Source organism: Bacteroides sp. D1, from assembly GCF_000157095.2.
GTDB lineage: Bacteria > Bacteroidota > Bacteroidia > Bacteroidales > Bacteroidaceae > Bacteroides > Bacteroides xylanisolvens.
The window spans coordinates 47,898-69,037 of record NZ_JH114349.1 but is presented as its reverse complement, the minus strand read 5'-3'; the positions used below and the strand labels follow the sequence as shown (position 1 = coordinate 69,037).

Annotated in this window: 17 protein-coding genes; 7 read left to right on the top strand and 10 right to left on the bottom strand. The window is 44.7% G+C overall.

All coding sequences use genetic code 11. The features are described from left to right. The first annotated feature begins 43 nt into the window (after positions 1–43). Positions 44–229 carry an ISL3 family transposase gene (locus BSAG_RS04800; RefSeq protein WP_008997706.1) on the top strand — a complete coding sequence of 62 codons (186 nt, stop codon included), beginning with the start codon at positions 44–46 and terminating at the stop codon, positions 227–229. 388 nt (positions 230–617) lie between these two features. Here BSAG_RS04800 and BSAG_RS04805 read toward each other — a convergent pair whose 3' ends face one another. Next, entirely contained in the window at positions 618–1,055 is a 438-nt protein-coding gene (locus tag BSAG_RS04805) for a DUF6078 family protein (RefSeq protein ID WP_004314395.1), read from the bottom strand. 137 nt (positions 1,056–1,192) lie between these two features. Here BSAG_RS04805 and BSAG_RS04810 point away from each other — a divergent pair, with 137 nt between their 5' ends. From BSAG_RS04810 to gldH, 6 genes are all read left to right on the top strand, one after another. Beyond that, a complete protein-coding gene (locus BSAG_RS04810) occupies positions 1,193–3,289 on the top strand; it encodes a BT4734/BF3469 family protein (RefSeq protein ID WP_004314396.1) in 2,097 nt (698 codons plus the stop codon). Between the two features lie 245 nt (positions 3,290–3,534). Next, positions 3,535–4,047 carry a ferritin-like domain-containing protein gene (locus tag BSAG_RS04815; protein ID WP_004304906.1) on the top strand — a complete coding sequence of 171 codons (513 nt, stop codon included), beginning with the start codon at positions 3,535–3,537 and terminating at the stop codon, positions 4,045–4,047. A gap of 186 nt (positions 4,048–4,233) precedes the next feature. After that, a complete protein-coding gene (gene metF / locus BSAG_RS04820) occupies positions 4,234–5,187 on the top strand; it encodes a methylenetetrahydrofolate reductase [NAD(P)H] (RefSeq protein WP_004314397.1) in 954 nt (317 codons plus the stop codon). Position 5,188: 1 nt separating this feature from the next. Continuing rightward, positions 5,189–6,313 carry an ATP-binding protein gene (locus tag BSAG_RS04825; RefSeq protein ID WP_004304908.1) on the top strand — a complete coding sequence of 375 codons (1,125 nt, stop codon included), beginning with the start codon at positions 5,189–5,191 and terminating at the stop codon, positions 6,311–6,313. A gap of 15 nt (positions 6,314–6,328) precedes the next feature. After that, complete coding sequence (locus BSAG_RS04830; protein WP_004314398.1) at positions 6,329–7,828, top strand: stage 0 sporulation family protein; 1,500 nt, start codon at positions 6,329–6,331, stop codon at positions 7,826–7,828. Beyond that, positions 7,806–8,279, top strand: a complete 474-nt coding sequence (gene gldH / locus BSAG_RS04835) for a gliding motility lipoprotein GldH (protein ID WP_008018384.1) — start codon at positions 7,806–7,808, stop codon at positions 8,277–8,279. Before BSAG_RS04830 ends, gldH begins: the two co-directional genes overlap by 23 nt. A gap of 2 nt (positions 8,280–8,281) precedes the next feature. Here the strand turns inward: gldH and rodA are convergent, their stop codons facing one another. The 9 genes from rodA to BSAG_RS04880 all read right to left on the bottom strand — a co-directional run bounded on the left by rodA (position 8,282) and on the right by BSAG_RS04880 (position 21,011). Beyond that, a complete protein-coding gene (gene rodA, locus BSAG_RS04840) occupies positions 8,282–9,739 on the bottom strand; it encodes a rod shape-determining protein RodA (protein ID WP_004304911.1) in 1,458 nt (485 codons plus the stop codon). Continuing rightward, positions 9,720–11,582: a penicillin-binding protein 2 gene (gene mrdA / locus BSAG_RS04845; RefSeq protein WP_004324644.1), complete on the bottom strand. Its 1,863-nt coding sequence runs from the start codon at positions 11,580–11,582 to the stop codon at positions 9,720–9,722. The genes rodA and mrdA overlap by 20 nt, the downstream gene beginning before the upstream one ends. A 2-nt stretch (positions 11,583–11,584) precedes the next feature. Continuing rightward, on the bottom strand, positions 11,585–12,082 hold the full coding sequence (mreD, locus tag BSAG_RS04850) for a rod shape-determining protein MreD (protein ID WP_004314401.1): 498 nt from the start codon (positions 12,080–12,082) through the stop codon (positions 11,585–11,587). Then, entirely contained in the window at positions 12,079–12,924 is an 846-nt protein-coding gene (gene mreC / locus BSAG_RS04855; protein WP_004299942.1) for a rod shape-determining protein MreC, read from the bottom strand. Before mreC ends, mreD begins: the two co-directional genes overlap by 4 nt. A 7-nt stretch (positions 12,925–12,931) precedes the next feature. After that, complete coding sequence (locus BSAG_RS04860; protein WP_004299941.1) at positions 12,932–13,954, bottom strand: rod shape-determining protein; 1,023 nt, start codon at positions 13,952–13,954, stop codon at positions 12,932–12,934. Between the two features lie 126 nt (positions 13,955–14,080). Beyond that, complete coding sequence (gene purH / locus BSAG_RS04865) at positions 14,081–15,604, bottom strand: bifunctional phosphoribosylaminoimidazolecarboxamide formyltransferase/IMP cyclohydrolase (RefSeq protein WP_004310431.1); 1,524 nt, start codon at positions 15,602–15,604, stop codon at positions 14,081–14,083. 151 nt (positions 15,605–15,755) lie between these two features. Further along, a complete protein-coding gene (locus BSAG_RS04870; protein WP_004299939.1) occupies positions 15,756–17,792 on the bottom strand; it encodes a M13 family metallopeptidase in 2,037 nt (678 codons plus the stop codon). 209 nt (positions 17,793–18,001) lie between these two features. After that, on the bottom strand, positions 18,002–19,957 hold the full coding sequence (locus BSAG_RS04875; protein WP_004314402.1) for an ABC-F family ATP-binding cassette domain-containing protein: 1,956 nt from the start codon (positions 19,955–19,957) through the stop codon (positions 18,002–18,004). 142 nt (positions 19,958–20,099) lie between these two features. Beyond that, entirely contained in the window at positions 20,100–21,011 is a 912-nt protein-coding gene (locus BSAG_RS04880; RefSeq protein ID WP_004299937.1) for an NDP-sugar synthase, read from the bottom strand. Between the last annotated feature and the right edge of the window lie 129 nt (positions 21,012–21,140).

Below are 21,140 nucleotides of genomic sequence, written 5' to 3'. Positions count from 1 at the left end.
TAAGATATAGAAGTGGATTAGAAAAGCGAAGGCAACACGGAATATGGCACTGACGAACTTTGCATATGGTATTGAAAAAGACTGGGAGGCAGTACAGGCAGCTATTGATATCCCCTTTAATAACGGATTACTGGAGGGGACAGTGAATAAAATTAAAGCGGTAAAAAGGCAGATGTACAATAGGGCAGGAAGTAAACTACTGAGAGCCAAGATTCTTTATTCACAATAGAAGAAGTACCACCAAATTTGACGAAGAACCTTGAAAAATAAAAAAACATCTGCCACCTGCAACAAAATCGAAATAACAAACTGACTGATAAACAATTATAGCGTTGCAGATACCGTTGCAGATACGTTGCAGATAAAAACATCTGCAACACAGCGGTAAGAAGAAATATTGCACACCAAGCATCAAAGTTTATTTTCCTATCATTGAAGCGCTCGTTTCCTGCGTCAAAACTCCGGTTCCCAGGCGGGAAACTACAGTTTCCGCGCGTAGAAACGAGAGTTTCCAGCCAGAGATACTAGCGTTTCCCGCTAGAGACACTGGAGTTTCCATATAGAGAAACGACAGCGAAACCGTAGCTAAAGATTTTCAGAGAAGGAGATATACAAGACTAACCCCAGTTATAATCCTCCACGTAACCGTCGAAATACTCATCCAGACTAACGCCAAGCTCCTTGGCTACGGCAATAATCCGCCGTTGTTCGACCGGACTAAGGTTCATGTCTCCCCTACGTTTCAAATAATAGTTCTTTCTACCCATATATTCAATCATACGATAGCGAAAGGTATCTGCCACACGAACCGTAAGAGCACTAATCGTACGCATAAAGCCGCGTACATAACGCACTTTCTCATTGGAACGGTAATAATCACAAGCACTTTTCATCGCTTTCAGCCGGTTGGGATTCATTATTGACAGGAAAACCCGCTCCGCCGGAACATACTCTAAGGCGATATGCCGCAGACAAGTCGTGGCACGCGGACATTCTTCGGCTGCACACAAGCCGAAAGTATAAGGAACGATTGAATAATCGAATGGTTCTTTCATTGCTGTTTATCGGTTTTATTGTTATTAAATTCTACAAATGTACGGATAAAAAGGATAAACAGATAAAATATCCATGTTTATTTGCAAGAACGGGCAAATATGACTAACTTAGCAGAATATTATTAACAAAACAAAAGATGAAAATTACTCAATTAAGAGACAAGGACAAAACTACTGCGCTGACTACAATGGATATGGAAACGTGGATAGGAAAAACACGGACAGAAACAAAGACACAGCCTGTGTCCGCCTTCAGAGAAGTGTTGCGATATTCCCTGCCCGACTCACGCTGCTACGAAGCAGACAAGCTGCCGAAGATTCTTCCGGCTGCGGAATTCCGCAGGACGGAAGGAGGAAAACAAATGAAAAGTTATAACGGAATAGTTGAACTGACCGTCGGACCGTTGTCAGGCGGCCCGGAGATTACATTGGTAAAGCAATTGGCATGGGAACAGCCGCAGACTCACTGCGTCTTTACCGGTTCGAGCGGACAGACAGTGAAAATATGGGCGAAATTTACCCGCCCTGACAATTCGCTTCCACAGAAAAGAGAAGAAGCGGAGATATTTCATGCGCATGCCTATCGTTTGGCCGTGAAATGCTATCAGCCGCAAATTCCGTTCAGCATTTTACCCAAAGAGCCTAGTCTGGAACAGTACTCACGGCTGTCATACGACCCGGAACTTATGTACAGACCGAATTCCGTTCCGTTTTATCTCTCGCAACCGTCAGGGATGCCCGAAGAACTGACTTATCGGGAAGCGGTACGCTCGGAAAAGTCACCGTTGACACGGGCCGTGCCGGGATATGACACGGAGCGCGCTATATTTATGCTTTTCGAAGCGGCTTTGAGAAAGACCCATGAAGAAATCTACGAAGCGGAAGATGAAGGTGCCCCCGAAAGAGGGGAAGACTTTCAGGCTATGGTGACACAACTGGCTGTCAACTGCTTCCATTCGGGCATTCCCGAAGAGGAAACGGTGAAACGTACTATTTTCCACTATTACCTGCGCCGTCAAGAGGTGCTCATCCGCCAGCTGGTCAAGAATGTATATGAAGAACAAAAAGGGTTCGGAAAGAAGAGCAGCTTAGGGAAAGAACAGTACCTGTCACTCCAGACAGAGGAGTTTATGAACAGGCGCTACGAATTCCGTTACAACACCCAAGTGGGAGAAGTGGAATACCGCGAGCGGAACTCATTCCATTTTTACTTCAATCCTATCAACAAACGGGTGCTGAACAGTATCGCACTAGATGCGCAAGCCGAGGGTATTCCGCTATGGGACAGGGACATAAGCCGATATATCTACTCCAACCGCATCCCTGTATTCAATCCGTTGGAAGATTTCCTCTACCATCTCCCCGTCTGGGACGGCAAAGACCGTATCCGCGGACTGGCGCAAACCGTTCCCTGCGAAAACAAGCATTGGGTAGACTTGTTTCACCGCTGGTTTCTCAACATGGTCATGCACTGGCGTGGGACAGATAAGAAATATGCGAATAATGTTTCGCCCCTGCTGGTAGGCCCGCAAGGTTGCCGTAAATCGACATTCTGCCGCAGCCTCATCCCGCCCGCCATGCGTGCATACTATACGGACAGCATCGATTTCTCACGAAAGACGGATGCCGAATTGTATCTCAATCGTTTTGCGCTCATCAACATTGACGAGTTCGACCAGATCAGCGCCACCCAACAAGGATACCTGAAACATATCCTGCAAAAACCGATTGTAAATATGCGCAAACCTTATGGAAACGCCGTACTTGAAATGCGCCGTTATGCTTCATTCATCGCAACGAGCAACCAAAAAGATTTGCTGACCGACCCTACGGGCAGCCGCCGCTTTATCTGTATCGAAGTAACCGGAACGATAGATACAAACAAGGCGATAGATTATGAACAGCTTTACGCGCAGGCCATGTATGAGCTCGACCACGGCGAACGTTACTGGTTCGACCAGTCCGAAGAGCAGATTATGACCAGAAGCAACCGTGAATTTGAACAAGTTTCGCTCGAAGAACAGTTGTTTTACCGTTATTTCCGTCCGGCCAAAGAGAAAGAGGATGGCGAATGGCTCTCACCGGCGGAGATTTTGGAAGATATAAAGAAAAACAGTGCCATACCGTTGTCAAACAAGCGGGTAAGTGTGTTCGGGCGAGTTCTCCGTAAACATGAAATCCCGTCGAAACGTGTACACAGAGGTACTGTCTACCATGTTGTACGAGTTTTATAAGATCAACAGATGCGTTGCAGATACTACATCTGCAACGTATCTGCAACAGGTATCTGCAACGCCGTAATACGTTTATTTTCAATAAGATAATTCAACTTCGTTGCAGGTGGCAGATAAAACAGCACTTTACAAACTTATGTGTAGGTAAAGCTATCTTTCTGTTAAATTCTCAATGAGCCATAAACAAAAATCCCGCCTGTCTGTTACATTGGCAACTTAAACATAGTAACCTAAACATAAAAATTATGGCTAGAGAAAGTGTAAAAATTCTACAAGGGAAACTAGATGTAGAAAGTTTAATCGCACAGTTGAACGCAGCATTAGCTGAAGAATGGTTGGCATACTATCAATATTGGGTAGGTGCATTAGTAGTGGAAGGTGCCATGCGTGCCGATGTACAGGGTGAATTTGAGGAACATGCCGAAGAAGAGCGCAGACATGCGCAACTGCTCGCTGACCGTATCATTGAGTTGGAAGGAGTTCCGGTGCTCGACCCTAAGCAATGGTTTGAGTTGGCAAGATGCAAATATGATGCTCCGCAGGGGTTCGACTCTGTCAGTTTGCTGAAAGACAATGTAGCTTCCGAACGCTGCGCAATCCTTCGTTATCAGGAAATTGCAGATTTTACCAATGGGAAAGATTTCACTACCTGCGACATCGCCAAACATATTCTTGCCGAAGAGGAAGAACATGAACAGGATTTACAAGATTATCTGACGGACATCGCCAGAATGAAGAAATCATTCCTCGACAAGTAAATTCTAATATAATAATTAGGCAAAAGAGGGTGTATCCTGCAGGGGATATTCCCTCTTTTATCTATTATAGTACGATAAAAACAAAACTATTTTAGAGTAAATCAAGAAGAAATCTTTCTTTTTTCGTATTTTTGTCCCAATATGCACGTTTAATCCAAGTAGATAACGAACATTAGCAAAAAAAGAATGAAAGTAATTGATTTAATACATAGCAACAAGAAAACTGCTTTTTCTTTCGAGATACTTCCACCGCTGAAAGGAACGGGAATAGAAAAGTTATATCAAACAATCGATACGCTTCGGGAATTTGACCCGAAATATATCAATATCACTACTCACCGCAGCGAATATGTGTATAAAGACCTCGGTAACGGATTGTTTCAGAGAAACCGCTTGAGAAGGCGTCCAGGAACGGTTGCCGTGGCTGCCGCCATCCAGAACAAATACAATATTACGGTAGTCCCGCATATTTTGTGCAGCGGATTCACCCGTGAAGAAACCGAGTATGTGTTGCTCGACCTGCAATTTCTGAATATCACGGAATTACTGGTGTTGCGTGGTGACAAAGCGAAACATGAGTCGGTATTTACACCGGAAGGTGACGGTTATCATCATGCTATCGAGTTGCAGGAGCAAATCAATAATTTCAATAAAGGTATTTTTGTGGATGGTTCGGAGATGAAAGTCAGCAGTACGCCATTTTCTTACGGGGTGGCTTGTTATCCGGAGAAGCACGAAGAAGCGCCTAATATCGAGACTGACCTTTACTGGCTGAAGAAAAAAGTGGAGAACGGGGCGGAATATGCCGTGACACAGTTGTTCTACGATAACAGGAAATATTTTGAATTTGTGGAGCAGGCGAAGGCGGCAGATATCAATATACCTATCATTCCGGGAATCAAACCGTTCAAGAAGCTGTCTCAATTGAGCATGATTCCAAAGACTTTCAAAGTGGACTTGCCGGAAGACTTGGTGAAAGAGGCTTTGAAATGCAAGAATGACGCGGAAGCCGAGCAGGTAGGTATCGAATGGTGTGTAGCCCAGTGCAAGGAGTTGATGGCTCACGGAGTGCCGAGTATTCATTTCTACTCTATCGGAGCAGTAGACAGTATCAAAGAAGTAGCCAAAATCATTTATTGATATGTTTTTCAGAGACGTAATCGGACAGGAAGAAATCAAGCAACGGCTCATTCAGGAAGTGAATGAGGGGCGTATTCCACATGCCCAGCTTATTTGCGGCCCGGAAGGGGTCGGGAAAATGCCGTTGGCTATTGCATACGCACGTTACATCAGTTGCACTAATCGGGGGGAGACTGATGCCTGCGGAACGTGTCCGTCCTGCGTGAAATTCAATAAATTGGTGCATCCCGACGTCCATTTCGTATTCCCTATCGTGAAAAGCGCAAAAGGGAAAAAGGAAGTATGCGATGATTATATAGCCGACTGGCGACCGTTTGTTATCAATCATCCTTACTTTAATCTCAATCACTGGTTAGGAGAGATGGATGCCGAGAACTCACAAGCATTGATCTATGCCAAAGAGAGTGACGAGATTCTGAAAAAGCTTAGTTTGAAATCCAGTGAAGGGGGATTTAAGATTACGATTGTATGGCTGCCGGAAAAAATGCATCCGGTGTGTGCCAACAAACTGCTGAAGTTGCTTGAGGAACCGCCCGAAAAAACGGTTTTCTTATTGGTATCGGAAGCGCCGGACATGATTCTGCCCACTATCCTAAGCCGTACCCAGCGCATGAATGTGCGGAAGATTGATGAAGCCAGCATCGACCGGGTATTACAGACTAAATATAACATTTTGCCTGCCGACAGTATTTCCATTGCCCATCTGGCAAATGGGAATTTTATCAAGGCACTCGAAACAATTCATCTGAATGAAGAGAACCAGTTGTTTTTTGACTTGTTTGTCAGCCTGATGCGGTTGTCTTACCAACGGAAAATCAGGGAGATGAAAATGTGGAGCGAGCAAGTGGCGGGCATGGGACGTGAACGTCAGAAGAACTTCCTGGAATATTGCCAGCGCATGATTCGGGAGAATTTTATCTTCAACCTGCACCAGCGCAATTTGACGTATATGACGATTAATGAACAGAATTTTGCAACCCGCTTTGCGCCTTTTGTCAACGAACGGAATGTGATGGGTATCATGGACGAATTAAGCGAAGCGCAACTACATATAGAACAGAATGTAAATGCTAAAATGGTATTCTTCGACTTCTCGCTGAAGATGATTGTACTGTTGAAGCAATAATAAATATATAAACTTATGGAATATAAACTTCATAATGGAAGCGGTGGCCTTTGCTGCAAAGGATGCTCCCGACAAGATAAAAAGCTGAACACCTACGATTGGCTGGCGGACATTCCGGGCAATGCGGAAGAGAGTGACATGGTGGAAGTGCAATTCAAAAATACCCGGAAGGGATATTTTCGGAACAGCAACAAGATTAAACTGGAAAAAGGAGATGTAGTTGCCGTTGAAGCGGCTCCCGGCCATGACATCGGCGTGGTTACATTGACCGGCCGGCTCGTTCCCCTGCAAATGAAGAAAGCAAACTTCAAAGCAGATACGGAAATTAAGCGTGTCTATCGGAAAGCCAAGCCGGTAGATATGGAAAAGTTCAACGAAGCCAAAGCCAAAGAACACGCTACGATGATTCGTGCGCGTCAGATTGCGTTGAATCTCAATCTGGATATGAAAATCGGAGACGTGGAGTATCAAGGGGATGGCAACAAAGCTATTTTCTACTATATCGCCGATGAGCGGGTAGACTTCCGGCAACTGATTAAAGTATTGGCCGAAGCATTCCGCGTACGTATCGAAATGAAACAAATCGGTGCCCGTCAGGAAGCAGGACGCATCGGCGGTATCGGCCCTTGCGGACGCGAACTTTGCTGCGCTACGTGGATGACGAGCTTCGTCTCTGTTTCTACCAGTGCAGCCCGTTTTCAGGACATCTCATTAAATCCGCAGAAACTTGCCGGACAATGTGCCAAGCTAAAATGCTGCCTGAATTATGAGGTGGACTGTTACGTGGAAGCTCAAAAACGTCTCCCTTCGAGAGAGATAGAACTGGAAACGAAGGATGGTACTTTCTATTTCTTCAAAGCAGATATTCTAAGCAATCAGGTTTCTTATTCTACGGATAAAAACTTCCCTGCCAACCTGGTCACCATCAGCGGCAAACGTGCGTTTGAAGTAATCTCCATGAATAAGAAAGGGATGAAACCGGACAGTTTGCTCGAAGAAGAAAAGAAACCGGAACCGAGAAAACCTGTTGACTTGCTGGAACAGGAAAGTGTTACCCGTTTCGACCGCAGCCGGAATAATAAAGAGGGCGGCAATAATGCTAACCGGAATAATAAAAAGAAGAAGAAAGGAAACAATAATAACGGAAACCGCCCGCAACAGCAAGCAGAAGGCGGCAATCGTCCGCAACAACCTCAACGGGAAAATGAAAACCGCCCGCAACAGTCAGAAAACGGCAACAGAGGGGAAAGAGACAACCGCCCGAGAAATAACAATAACAACAACCGGAACAGAGGACAGAACCAGGGACGGAACAACGAAAACAGACGTCCGGAAAGAGGATCAAATCAGGAACGTCCGCAAGGTCAGGAACGTCCGCAACAACAAGACCGTCAACGGGAACAGCAAGGGCAGGAACGTCAAGAACGCCGTCCCAACCACGAGCGTCCTTCCAGACCGGAAAGAAATCAGAATCAGGAGAAACAGTCAACTAATGAAAAGCCTACTCAAGAATAGTATATTGAGTCTATTCAGCGCTTGCTTACTGACAGCCTGCAATGAACATACAGTGTATCACTCTTATCAATCCCTTCCCAACAAGGGATGGGGAAAGAGTGATACACTCTCTTTTCAGATTCCCATAACTGACAGCGTTCCCACTACTCTCCGGCTTTTTGCGGAAGTCCGCAACAGTATCGAATATCCTTATCATGACCTCCATTTATTTATCAGTCAGAATCTACAGGATTCTACGGTATGGCGCACTGATACCATTGCTTTCTGCCTGGCTGACTCTACCGGAAGATGGACGGGACACGGATGGGGAAGCATTTACCAATCGGAAACTTTTATTACATCTGTTCGCCCTTTACATCCTACAAATTATACTATTAAAATTATGAGCGGAATGAAAGATGAAAAGTTACAAGGATTGAGCGATGTAGGTATCCGTATTGAGAAGCAGTAAGATTAGAGTCTTCTGCCACGTCCTGCATCAATACGCAGGAAGATAAACAGCAATATCGTAAATCCCCATAAAGAAGAACCTCCATAGCTGAAGAAAGGCAATGGAATACCGATAACCGGAGTTAACCCCAGCACCATACCGATATTAATAAATAAGTGGAAAAGGAAAATACTGACAACCGAATATCCATAAACCCGCCCAAAGTTGGAAGTCTGCCGTTCGGACAGGAAGATTAATCGTAAGATCAAAATAAGGAAAGCCAACAGGACAGCAGCCGAACCGACAAATCCTTGCTCCTCACCCACTGTACAGAATATAAAGTCGGTATCCTGTTCGGGCACGTACTTTAATTTTGTTTGCGTACCATTCAGGAATCCTTTTCCTGTCAACCCACCGGAACCGATGGCAATCTTGGACTGATTCACGTTGTATCCGGCACCAGTCAAATCTTCTTCCAAACCGAGCACTACTTTGATACGGACTTGCTGGTGAGGTTCGAGCACATTATCAAATACATAATTGCTGGAATACAGGAAGCCGACAGAACCGATTGTAAACAGGGCAATCAGGAAATAAGTACGCTGCCGCTCACTTAATGCCAAATAAATCAGATAGCCTATCACCACAATACAAAGCGCCCATTGCACCCAAACGAGGCTAAAATGTACCCAATATTCGGATATTAAATAAGCAATCAGTAATATAGCCAAACTTCCACCAATGATATTGCGGGTAGCAGACCATTTCTTGCGATATACCCACACCATACCACCGGCAAATAATAAGATCAATAGTAATACGATAAATTCTCCCAGTGGTGTAGGAGTATCGGCGATAAAGACTTCATCAAAACGGATGCCGACCACAAAGTAGATTACCGCACATACGCCCGCAAAAAGCACTACTCCCGGCATTCCTTCACGATAAAGAACCAGAAAAAAAGCAAGATAAACTAATGCAGACCCTGTCTCCCGCTGACCGATAATCAATAACATCGGGAGAAGAATGATGAATCCCAGGATAAAGGCACACTTTTCTTTCTTGATACTGAATGAATAAGAATTCATGTATTTGGCCAACGCCAAGGCCGTAGCGAACTTGGCAAACTCGGCGGGTTGCAGGCTCACAGGCCCCATGACAAGCCAGGAGCGTGATCCTTTGGTGTCCGGTGCTATGAAGATGGTAACAATGAGCAGGAGAATCATCCCCACATATATAATGTACGCGAACATATCATACATACGGTCTTCCAGCATCAACAGCACGAATCCGAGCCCGAAGGAACAGATAATCCACACGAACTGCTTGCCGGCACGGGTCGAGAAGTCGAGGAAGTCGCGTTCGCCATAGTCATAGCTGGCTCCGCAGACGCTAAACCATCCGCCAACAATCAGGAGCAGGTAAATAAAAATCGTTACCCAGTCCAGCGTTTTCCACAAACTATCGTTCCTCGTTACCATATAATATCACTCTGTTACTAAATTCTTCCGCCCTCAACTCGTTCTCCGGCGAGAGCTTGCCTTTCAAATACTGTTCCATCATCAGTGCGCCGAAAGGAACTCCGTAAGTAGCCCCCCATCCGCCGTTCTCTACATAGACGGCAATAGCTATCTTCGGTTTGTTCATCGGAGCAAAGCCCATAAATACCGAGTGGTCGTGTCCGCGGTTCTGCGCAGTACCCGTTTTTCCACAGGCTTCCAAATCCGGAACCATCACTGACAGCATACGACAAGTTCCTCCGGTGGCTGCGCCACGCATCCCTTCTACGACTGATTCATAATGTCTTTTCTCAATAGTGGTATAACGTGGTACGCGATAGATGCTGTCCAACTGATTATCTTGGATTTCCTTTACAATATGCGGTGTCACAAAGTATCCTCTGTTAGCAATCGTTGCTCCCAAGTTAGCAATCTGAAGGGGAGTGGATAGAATTTCCCCCTGTCCGATAGAGATACTGATTACTGTCAGTCCGTTCCAATGTCCGCGATAGGCTTTATCATAAAACTGCGCATTCGGAATCAAGCCCCGTTTCTCTCCCGGCAAATCAACTCCCAGTTTGTAGCCAAATCCTTGCGAAACCATGTGGTCTTTCCAGACCGTAATAGCGTTTTGTGGCGAACCGTATTTACGATCGCCAAACATACGGAACAATCCCCAACAGAAATAGGAGTTGCACGATGTAGCAATAGCCGGAATCAATGGCAAGGGAGATCCGTGAGCATGACAGCCTACTGTCAATCTTCCGTAATGGAATCCATGTGAGCAAGGAAATGCCGGACTTTGTTCGGTGATAATTCCTTCTTGCAGGAACGTCAGTCCTTGCGCTGTCTTGAACGTAGATCCCGGAGGATACACTCCCATCAGGGCACGATTCAAAAGCGGTTTGGTCATATCACGTTGCAAGGCCAGATGGTTCTTGCCACGCTGGCGGCCAATCATCAAATGCGGGTCATAATTGGGAGAGGATACCAGACAAAGGATTTCTCCGGTCTCCGGTTCGATAGCCACAATGCTTCCAATCTTATTCTTTAATAAACGTTCGCCCAGCATCTGTAAGTCAATATCCAAACTCAATGTCAGGTTCTTGCCGGGAACGGAAGGACGGTCATATTCACCATCCATATAATGTCCCTGGATACGACCGTGCGCATCGCGAAGCAGAATCTCAATTCCTTTCTCGCCACGCAGGTACTTTTCATACGATTTCTCGACTCCTAACTTGCCGACATAATCCCCACGGATGTAGTATCCTTCTTCATCCGCCTCCATTTCTTTTGCGGAGACTTCTCCGATATCTCCCAAAGCATGGGCGGCAGCATTGTACGAATATTGACGGATGGTACGCCGTTGGATATAAAAGCCACGAAACTTAAACAGCTTTTCCTGAAAGACACCACATTCTTCCGCCGAAAGTTGCGACATAAACAACTGGTTGGTATAGCGGGAATAGCCCGGATTGCGGCGACGGTCTTTCATATCGCTCATTATTTTGAGAAACTGCGCACGGGTGATATTCAGCGATTGGCATAAATCGAGTGTGTCCAGATTCTCTATTTCCTTTGGCACGATCGTTATGTCGTATGCCGGCTGATTGAATACCAGCAATTTACCGGTCCGGTCATAAATAGCACCACGCGAGGGGTATTGGATCTTATTCAGAAAAGCGTTACTGTCAGCATTCTTCTTGTAGTCATCGGTCGTGATCTGCAATACAAAAAGACGTATCAGATAAATCAAAACAATGGAGATAGCAATGCCTCCGATTACAAATTTGCGCTTCTCTAAGATATAATCTTTTGCCATCGTTACTTCTTAATCCCTTCTATAGCTATGATACAGGTTACAGTCAGAATAGTGCAAAGAAGCACTCGCAACAGTAACAGCCAAATGCTGGTAAATGAGAAGAACTCAATGGAGAGTAATGCCAGACTGTGCACAAAAACACTTGCAGTAGTATATTTTAAGAAAGGACTGATTCCCATCGTCTTAAAAGAGGGAATAAAGCTATCCGGATTATCACGGGGCGTGAACAGACGAAGTAAAGAGGGACGAAGAAAGGCTAGCAGCACAGTAGCCGCCGCATTCATTCCCGGAGTATCGGAGAATATATCAATGGTCAGCCCGAAGAAAAAAGCCCACAACATCAGTTCATTCCGGGAAGTGCCGGAGCTGAATTTCAGAATAAAATAGATATAGAGAAAAGGAGTAGCATAGCCGGCAATATGTACACTATTAAGGATTAGCACCTGAAGAAGTACCAAGCCGATAAACCATCCGATTCTATGTATATAAGTAATAATCATTCTTTCATCACCTTGTTTTCAAGTTTCTTCTGTTCTTCCTGACCTGTCCGGGCTACCACCCGAACGTCACTCAACTTACCGAAATCAGTAGCCAGCTTGATTTTCAACAGATAGGAAAGTCCGTCATTAGAGTCGGACATATCATCCACCGTCCCCACCATTATACCTTCGGGAAAGACGGTGGAGAAACCACTGGTAACAACTGTATCTCCCAAATTAAACTCTGCATGACGAGGCAAGTCTTTCAGATAAGCATAGCGCGAATCTCCATGTTCCCATTTCAGGTAGCCGAAATAATCACTGCCGATAATCTTGCAACTGATATTCGACTTGCTGTTCAGCACCGAAATCACCACCGAGTAGGAAGGAGAGGTTTCATAAACAATCCCTACAATCCCATTACCATCCACCACTCCCATTTCGGAGCGAATACCGGAAGAGGAACCTTTATCGAGCGTGATATAATTATCAACCAGATTCAAACTGTTCTTTATCACATGCGCTTTAAACAACTGATAATCCGCTTGCGGCACCTGCCGGATGCTGTTGATGGCCATAGAATCGAGCTGCTGCTCTCTCAATGCTTTTTCCAGATTAGTGATCTGTTGTTCGAGCACCATGTTGCGATCCAACAGATCTTCATTGACCGATTTCAGATGAAAATAAGAGGAAATCCCTCCCGAAACTTCATAAACCGCCCCCACAACCGTATTGGCAGAAGTGAAGAATGCACTCTGCTGATAACGGTTGAACCGAAATAACAAAACAAAACTGGCTACCTCCAATAAGATGAAGAGGAACCAGTAATTGTATTTCAGAAGGAAGTTTAATAAATTCCTCATCCCCGGTTTATCTCATTAAGAAAGAGAAACGGTCTACGTTCTTCAATGCCACTCCTGTACCTTTGGCAACTGCATGCAAAGGATCTTCCGCAATATGGAAAGGAATGTTGATCTTATCGGTCAATCTCTTATCCAGTCCACGAAGCAATGCACCACCTCCGGAGAGATAGATACCATTGTGCACAATATCAGCATACAGTTCAGGAGGTGTATTTTCCAATGCACTCAAGATAGCAGTTTCGATCTTTGAAATTGATTTCTCCAGACAGTGGGCTACTTCCTGGTAGCATACAGGCACCTCCATCGGAAGAGCTGTGATACGGTTCGGCCCGTGAACGATATAATCTTCCGGAGCATCATCACCCAGTTCGGTTAAAGCAGCACCTACATTGATTTTGATACGTTCTGCCATACGCTCGCTGACTTTCACATTGTGCTGACGGCTCATATATTCGCGAATATCCTCTGTCAGGTCATCACCGGCTGTGCGGATGGAGTTGTTGGAAACGATACCTCCCAAAGAGATAACGGCAATTTCCGTAGATCCACCACCTATATCGACAATCATGTTTCCTTCCGGAGCTTCCACGTCGATGCCGATACCGATTGCCGCAGCCATCGGCTCGAAAATCAAATAAACATCACGACCGCCAGCATGTTCCGCAGAGTCACGGACAGCACGGAGTTCAACTTCCGTACTCCCCGAAGGAACGCCAATCACCATGCGAAGAGAAGGTGAAAACAAATGGTTGCGAGTATTCACCTGCTTTATCAAACCGCGCATCATCTGCTCGCAAGCATAGAAGTCGGCAATCACTCCGTCTCTCAACGGACGGATGGTACGTATGTTTTCGTGGGTTTTTTCATGCATCAACTTCGCCTTTTCCCCCACGGCAATCATCTTTTCTGTACGGCGATCCAGAGCTACAACCGAAGGCTCATCCACCACGATTTTTCCGTTCGTGATGATGATAGTATTGGCTGTGCCCAAGTCCATTGCTATCTCTTGTGTAAAAGAAAATAATCCCATTTTTTTATTTACTATTTGACAATTTACTATTTACTATTTGATACATACTTATTACTATCTGACAATCAAATCCATATTGCCGAACGGCTGAATAGTAAATTGTAAATTGTCAAATAGTAAATCGCTTTAGTGTTTAAAATGACGGATACCGGTAGTCACCATCGCCATACCGTGCTCATTGCAATAAGCAAATGATAAATCGTCTTTTACCGAACCTCCCGGTTGGATAACAGCCGTAATACCTTCTTTATCTGCAATTTCCACACAGTCGGGGAACGGGAAGAAGGCATCGGAAGCCATTACTGCACCATTCAGGTCGAAGCCGAATGATTTGGCTTTTTCAATTGCTTGTTTCAATGCGTCTACACGTGAAGTCTGTCCTACACCGCTTGCAAGAAGTTGTTTATCCTTTGCCAATACGATGGCGTTGGATTTGCTGTTCTTTACAATTTTGTTGGCAAACAACATATCTTCCACTTCTTCCGGAGTAGGAGCTTTGTCTGTCACGGTTTTCAGGTCGGCTACCGTTTCAATATTAGTATCTTTATCCTGCACCAATACGCCATTCAGCAAAGCACGGAATTGTTTCTTAGGCAATTTAGCTTCCTTACGAACGAGGATGATGCGGTTCTTTTTCTGTCCCAGGATTTCGAGTGCATCCACATCATAATCCGGTGCGATAATCACTTCGAAGAAAATCTTGTTGATTTCTTCCGCAGCTTCTTTGTCGATGACACCATTCGTAATCAATACACCTCCGAAAGCAGAAACCGGATCACCGGCCAATGCGTCTTTCCAAGCTTCCAAAACTGTAGCACGGGAAGCTAATCCGCAAGCGTTGTTATGTTTCAGGATAGCGAAAGTGAGGTCATCGAATTCGTCGATCAGATCAACGGCTGCGTTGATGTCGAGAAGATTGTTATAAGAGATTTCCTTTCCGTGAATCTGGTCGAACATTGCTTCCAGATTTCCGTAGAAATAACCTTTCTGATGTGGGTTCTCACCGTAACGAAGTTGCTTCTGGCTATTAACAGAGCAACGGAAAGCAGAACCTTCGCCGGCATCGAAATAGTTGAAAATAGCCGAATCGTAGTGAGAAGAAACGGCAAATGCTTCTTTAGCCATCCAGCGGCGTTCTTCGAGTGAAGAAGTAGCGCCGTGCTCCATCAACATATCCAATAATGGTTTGTATTGAGCTTGAGAAGCTACGATGATTACATCGTTGTAGTTCTTGGCTGCGGCACGAATCAGTGAGATTCCACCTATATCGATTTTTTCAATAATGTCTGCTTCAGATGCACCGGAAGCTACGGTAGCTTCGAACGGATACAAATCAACAATAACCAGATCTATCTCGGGAATTTCATATTTCTCAATCTGTTGCATATCCTGTTCCAGGCCGCGACGACAAAGAATACCTCCGAAAATTTTCGGATGTAATGTCTTTACTCTACCACCGAGAATAGAAGGATAAGTGGTCAAATCTTCCACTGCCTTGCAAGGATATCCCAATGATTCAATAAACTGACGAGTTCCGCCTGTTGACAAAAACTCTACTCCCTCTTCATGAAGTTTGGTAATAATTTCATCCAAACCTTCTTTATGGTATACAGATACCAATGCAGTTTTTATTCTTTTAGACTCTGACATTGAATTGCTTATTAAGTATTTGGTGTGCAAAGTTACGAAATATTGTTTATCGTACGTAATAAATAAGGTGTGAATTAATAAAAAAAAGCGTTGACTCTCCTCAACGGAAAATCAACGCCTCTTCGCATATATGTTCTCTATTCAAAAACTATTACCAAATAGATACTCGTTTTTCTTTAGGTACGAACATCGAATCCTGTTCGGTGATTTTGAATGCTTCATACCAATTCTGGATATGAGGAAGAGCACCGTCCACACGCCATTTGCCTAATGAGTGAGGATCAAGTTTGGTTAATCGGAGAATTTCTTCCGGACGGATATTTCCTGCCCACACATTAGCGTAAGCCAGGAAGAAACGTTGTTCCGGAGTAAATCCGTCAACAATTTCCAGCGGTGCGGCTTCTGTTGCATTCTTGAATGCCTGGAAAGATACTTGCAAACCTCCGTGGTCGGCAATGTTCTCTCCAAGTGTCAGGCTACCGTTTGCGTGTACGCCCGGAGCTACTTCGATACTGTCAAAGAAGTTAACCATCACCTGTGCCCGTTCTTCGAACTTTTTAGCATCTTCTTCTGTCCACCAGTCTTTCAGGTTTCCGTCTTTGTCATATTGACGTCCCTGATCGTCAAATCCATGAGTCATCTCATGGCCGATTACCACGCCGATTGCACCGTAGTTCATAGCATCGTCCGCATTCATATCGAAGAACGGAGGTTGCAGGATAGCTGCCGGGAAGCAGATTTCGTTGGTAGTCGGGTTATAATAAGCGTTCACTGTTTGAGGAGTCATCAACCATTCATCCTTGTCTACCGGTTTGCCGGCTTTGGCAATCATTTCGTTGTAATCCCATTCGTTGGCACGCTCGATATTTGCCCAGTAAGAATCATCTTTGATCTCCAGTGCGGAGTAATCTTTCCATTTATCAGGATAACCTATTTTTACATGGAAGGTTGCCAGTTTCTCCAACGCTTTTTCCTTGGTCGGTTCACTCATCCATTCCAAACCTTTGATACGTTCTCCTAAAGAAGTTTGCAGGTTCTTCACCAGTGTAACCATACGTTCTTTGGCAGCAGCCGGGAAGTACTTCTCTACATACATCTGTCCTACCACTTCGCCAAGTACACCATCTACGGTGCTCACGGAACGTTTCCAGCGAGGTTGCATTTCTTTCTTTCCAGACATTGTTCTGCTGTAGAAATCGAAGTTCTGTGCTTCAAAATCATCGCTTAGATAAGAAGCGGCAGCATCTATCAATCCCCATTGGAGGTACAGTTTCTGATCGTCCAGTGATACGGTGTTTATCACATCGGCTACTTCCTTCATGGCAGCAGGCTGACCTACGTTCACTTCTTCCAAATCTTTCAAACCGGAAACGGTGAAATAAGTATCCCAGTCAAAAGTCGGGAAGTTCTTTTTCAGCGTCGCCCTATCCATCTTGTTATAATTAGCATGAGGATCACGCAATTCCACTTGTGAACGAGCCGCTTTCGCCAAGCGAGTTTCGATGTTCATCACTGCTTTCACCGCTTTCTGTGCAGTAGCCTCATCATAACCTGCCAACTGGAACATTTTGGCGATATGTTCCTGATATTTATTACGGATATTTTTAGTCTGCTCGTCATTCTCCAGATAATAGTCACGCTGTCCCATTCCGATACCACCTTGATAGGTCTGTACGATATTCATGGAACTGTTCATATCATCTGCACTTACGAACATGGTGAAGTAAGGACGGATGCCTTTCTTCTGGCTCTCAGCGATATATGCATAGATTTCTCCTTTATCCTTGAGAGCGTCAATGGCTGCCAGTTCTGCTTTGATCGGAGCTACACCTTCCTGGTTCAGCTTCACGCTATCCATTGCGATATTATAAAGATCGCCTACTTTCTGCGCAGCACTACCCGGTGCATTATCTTTCTTCGCTGCCAATTCGGCAATTAATGCTTTCAGTTGTTCACGACTGTTTTCGCGCAACATATCGAATGTACCGAAACGTGAATACTCGTCTGTCAGCGGATGATCTTTCACCCAACCTCCACAGGCATATTGATAAAAACTTGTACCCGGCATAGCCGTGGTATCCAGATTAGCAAGGTCGATACCGGACGTCAGTACGGCCTCTTTCTTACTGTTACATCCTGTTGTCATAAGGCATACGGCAAGAATTGGTAAATACTTGGTTACTTTCATATTGTATAAATAATTAAATAGTCTCTCTAATCAACAATCATCCTACCCGCAGTCCGGCACCGAGGAAGAAGGTGACCGACACCGAGGAACGCCTCGTTCCTCAACGAGAAACACCTGTTTCGACACCGAGAAACAGATACCCGCCAGGAATACCTTCTACCGAGGTATAACGTTTCTCTCACATACTGCCCGGAAGTATGCGTTTTGTTCTAATTTTTCGTTTCTTCCAGTTCCATCGAAACCCGTTCCCACTCTTCAACAATGCCATCCAACTGTTGCTTCAGTTTTTGATGCCGTTCATAGAGCTGCATATCCGAAGCTCCTTCGGGAGTTGCCATCTTCGCTTCTACGATAGCAATCGCGGATTCGGTTTCCTCTATTGAGGCTTCGCAGTCCGCCACTTGACGTTCGAGTTTCTTAATCTTCTTATTAAGTTCTTTCTGGGCTTCGTAAGAGAGCTTATTCTCCGAAGGCTGAACGGTTTCAGGTTCATTACCTTTAGCTGAAGCCGTGGGAGAAGCCGACAATCCCGCTCCTTTCTGAAGCTCGTTCAAGCTATCTATCTTTTTCTTTTGCAAGAATTCATAGATACCTCCAAGGTGTTCTTTTACAAGTCCACCGCCAAACTCATATACTTTAGTCGCAAGTCCATCCAGAAAATCACGGTCGTGGCTGACAAGAATCACTGTTCCGTCAAATTCGCGGATAGCTTCCTTCAAAACATCTTTCGAACGCATATCCAAATGATTGGTCGGTTCGTCCAGAATCAGTAGATTTACGGGTTCCAGCAGAAGTTTAATCATCGCCAATCGCGTACGTTCTCCTCCGGAAAGGACTTTCACCTTTTTATCCGAAGCTTCGCCTCCAAACATGAAAGCTCCCAGTATATCACGTATCTTCAGACGGATATCTCCTGTCGCTACTCGGTCAATCGTATCGAATACAGTCAGGTTCTCATCCAACATTTGTGCCTGGTTCTGCGCAAAATAACCGATTTGTACATTATGTCCGATCGTTAGTTTGCCTTCGAAATCAATTTCGTCCATGATACATTTCACCAAGGTAGACTTACCCTCTCCGTTCTTTCCGACGAAAGCCACTTTCTCTCCCCTGTTGATAGTCAGGTTGACATCATGGAAAACGACATGGCTGCCATACGCTTTGCGCACATCTTCGCAAATCACAGGATAGTTTCCGCTACGACTGGCTGGAGGGAATTTTAAACGCAAGGCGGAATTATCTTCCTCGTCCACTTCGATGCGGTCTATCTTTTCCAGTTGCTTGATACGGCTTTGCACCTGTACGGCCTTCGTTGCTTTATAACGGAAGCGTTCAATAAAATCTTCCGTATCTTGTATTTGTTTCTGCTGATTTTCGTAAGCACGGAGCTGTTGCTCACGGCGTTCTTTACGCAAGACTACAAATTCATCGTACTTCACTTTGTAGTCGTAAATCTGACCGCAAGTAATTTCGATGGTGCGGGTAGTTACGTTATTCAGGAAAGCACGGTCATGGCTGACTAATACGACTGCATTGGCACGTGTAGACAAAAAGTTTTCCAACCATTGGATACTTTCAATATCAAGGTGATTGGTCGGCTCATCGAGCAAAAGCACGTCCGGGCGTCGTAAAAGCAGTTTTGCCAATTCGATACGCATACGCCATCCACCGGAAAACTCCGAAGTAGGGCGTTCAAAATCTTCCCGGCTGAATCCCAATCCAAGAAGTGTCCGTTCGATTTCCGCCTGAAAGTTCGTACCGCCCATCATCAGGAAGCGGTCGTTTTCATGCGTGAAACGGTCTATCAACTGATGATATTCTTCCGAATCATAGTCTGTCCGTTCCGCCAGTTCCTGATTCATCCGTTCCAACTTCGCCTGAAGCTCAAATATATGTTCGAATGCCAGTTCTGCCTCTCCCATCACCGTCCGGTTGTCGGAAAGAATCATGACCTGTGGCAAATATCCGATGGTTACATCTTTCGGAGTAGCTACCACTCCGCGTGTCGGTGACTGCAAACCTGCCAATATCTTCAGCATGGTTGATTTGCCGGCACCATTTTTGCCGACCAGCGCAATGCGGTCTTTCTTATTAATTACATAGCTGACGTCCTCAAAAAGCGGCGTCGCATTAAATTCTACTGATAATCCTTCTACTGAAATCACTTCTGCTTCTGATTTATAACATTTTGGACTGCAAAGATACTGAATATTTATTAGATACTACTTAGTATGATACGTTATGAAAAACAAAAAAAGCAGTCATTCTTATGAATGACTGCTCTTTATCTTAATCAATGGCTCTTCTTTAGAACAACTTAGCAGGATATTCACCGGCATCTACCAATGCCTGAATCTTGTCTACTACGCTCTGACGGTCTTCCGGATAAGTGACGCCGAACCACTTGCTGGTAGTATCCAGTACTTCAACAGTGGCAGTTCCGTCATTAATCAATTTATCTACCATCAATGGGATGAAGAACTCGCTCTTCAGGTTTTCCATATTCTTCGGATCGCTTAAGAAAGTCTTGAAGAATTCCTGGCTGTAAGCGAAGTAATCAGGAGTGAAGCCCCAGAAGTTCATACTTACCGGAGTCGTATCGGGAGTAGCCGTCCATTCGCCATCATCACCGATATATTTCACTTCACCGTCCAGACGTTGAATCTTCGTACGTTCTACTACAGATGTCAACAATCCTTTAGCATCTGTACTACAGATACCACGAGATACCGTACCGCTTTCGCTCAATGTATTTCCTACACGGAAACCTACCATTGAATAAACGTTCTTTGAATTTTCAGGAAGAGCAGAAAGGAATTTACCCATCACTTGGAAAGAATCACGACCATAGAAGTCATCGCAGTTAATCACTGCAAACGGTTCTTTAATCACATCAGCACCCATCATTACTGCATGGTTAGTACCCCAAGGTTTGGTACGGTCTGCCGGGCAAGTAAAGCCTTCCGGAAGATCGTCGATTGATTGAAATACCAGTTCGCAAGGAATGTGACCTTCGTATTTGGAAATAATTTTATCACGGAAATCTTGTTCAAAATCTTTGCGGATTACAAATACAAGTTTGCCAAATCCGGCATTGATAGCATCATAGATTGAATAATCCATAATAGTTTCGCCATTAGGACCCAGTCCGTCTAATTGCTTCAAGCCTCCATAACGGCTACCCATACCGGCTGCCAATAAGAATAAAGTTGGTTTCATAAATTGTGTAATATTAAAAGGTTAGTGATGTCAACGGCATCAGATTTCGTTGCAAATTTACAAAAACTTTCTTTCTTTTGTCTTGAAACAAAAGAAAGAAACAAAGAAAAATTCAAGACTGACTTTTTT

What these genes read in the sequence shown, in the direction of transcription:
- mrdA (WP_004324644.1), bottom strand. Translation starts at nt 11,582, where the DNA reads ATGGCAAAAGATTATATCTTAGAGAAGCGCAAATTTGTAATCGGAGGC.
- BSAG_RS04860 (WP_004299941.1), bottom strand. Translation starts at nt 13,954, where the DNA reads ATGGGATTATTTTCTTTTACACAAGAGATAGCAATGGACTTGGGCACA.
- purH (WP_004310431.1), bottom strand. Translation starts at nt 15,604, where the DNA reads ATGTCAGAGTCTAAAAGAATAAAAACTGCATTGGTATCTGTATACCAT.
- BSAG_RS04825 (WP_004304908.1), top strand. Translation starts at nt 5,189, where the DNA reads ATGTTTTTCAGAGACGTAATCGGACAGGAAGAAATCAAGCAACGGCTC.
- rodA (WP_004304911.1), bottom strand. Translation starts at nt 9,739, where the DNA reads ATGGTAACGAGGAACGATAGTTTGTGGAAAACGCTGGACTGGGTAACG.
- metF (WP_004314397.1), top strand. Translation starts at nt 4,234, where the DNA reads ATGAAAGTAATTGATTTAATACATAGCAACAAGAAAACTGCTTTTTCT.
- BSAG_RS04805 (WP_004314395.1), bottom strand. Translation starts at nt 1,055, where the DNA reads ATGAAAGAACCATTCGATTATTCAATCGTTCCTTATACTTTCGGCTTG.
- gldH (WP_008018384.1), top strand. Translation starts at nt 7,806, where the DNA reads ATGAAAAGCCTACTCAAGAATAGTATATTGAGTCTATTCAGCGCTTGC.
- BSAG_RS04810 (WP_004314396.1), top strand. Translation starts at nt 1,193, where the DNA reads ATGAAAATTACTCAATTAAGAGACAAGGACAAAACTACTGCGCTGACT.
- BSAG_RS04880 (WP_004299937.1), bottom strand. Translation starts at nt 21,011, where the DNA reads ATGAAACCAACTTTATTCTTATTGGCAGCCGGTATGGGTAGCCGTTAT.
- mreD (WP_004314401.1), bottom strand. Translation starts at nt 12,082, where the DNA reads ATGATTATTACTTATATACATAGAATCGGATGGTTTATCGGCTTGGTA.
- BSAG_RS04800 (WP_008997706.1), top strand. Translation starts at nt 44, where the DNA reads ATGGCACTGACGAACTTTGCATATGGTATTGAAAAAGACTGGGAGGCA.
- BSAG_RS04870 (WP_004299939.1), bottom strand. Translation starts at nt 17,792, where the DNA reads ATGAAAGTAACCAAGTATTTACCAATTCTTGCCGTATGCCTTATGACA.
- BSAG_RS04815 (WP_004304906.1), top strand. Translation starts at nt 3,535, where the DNA reads ATGGCTAGAGAAAGTGTAAAAATTCTACAAGGGAAACTAGATGTAGAA.
- BSAG_RS04830 (WP_004314398.1), top strand. Translation starts at nt 6,329, where the DNA reads ATGGAATATAAACTTCATAATGGAAGCGGTGGCCTTTGCTGCAAAGGA.
- mreC (WP_004299942.1), bottom strand. Translation starts at nt 12,924, where the DNA reads ATGAGGAATTTATTAAACTTCCTTCTGAAATACAATTACTGGTTCCTC.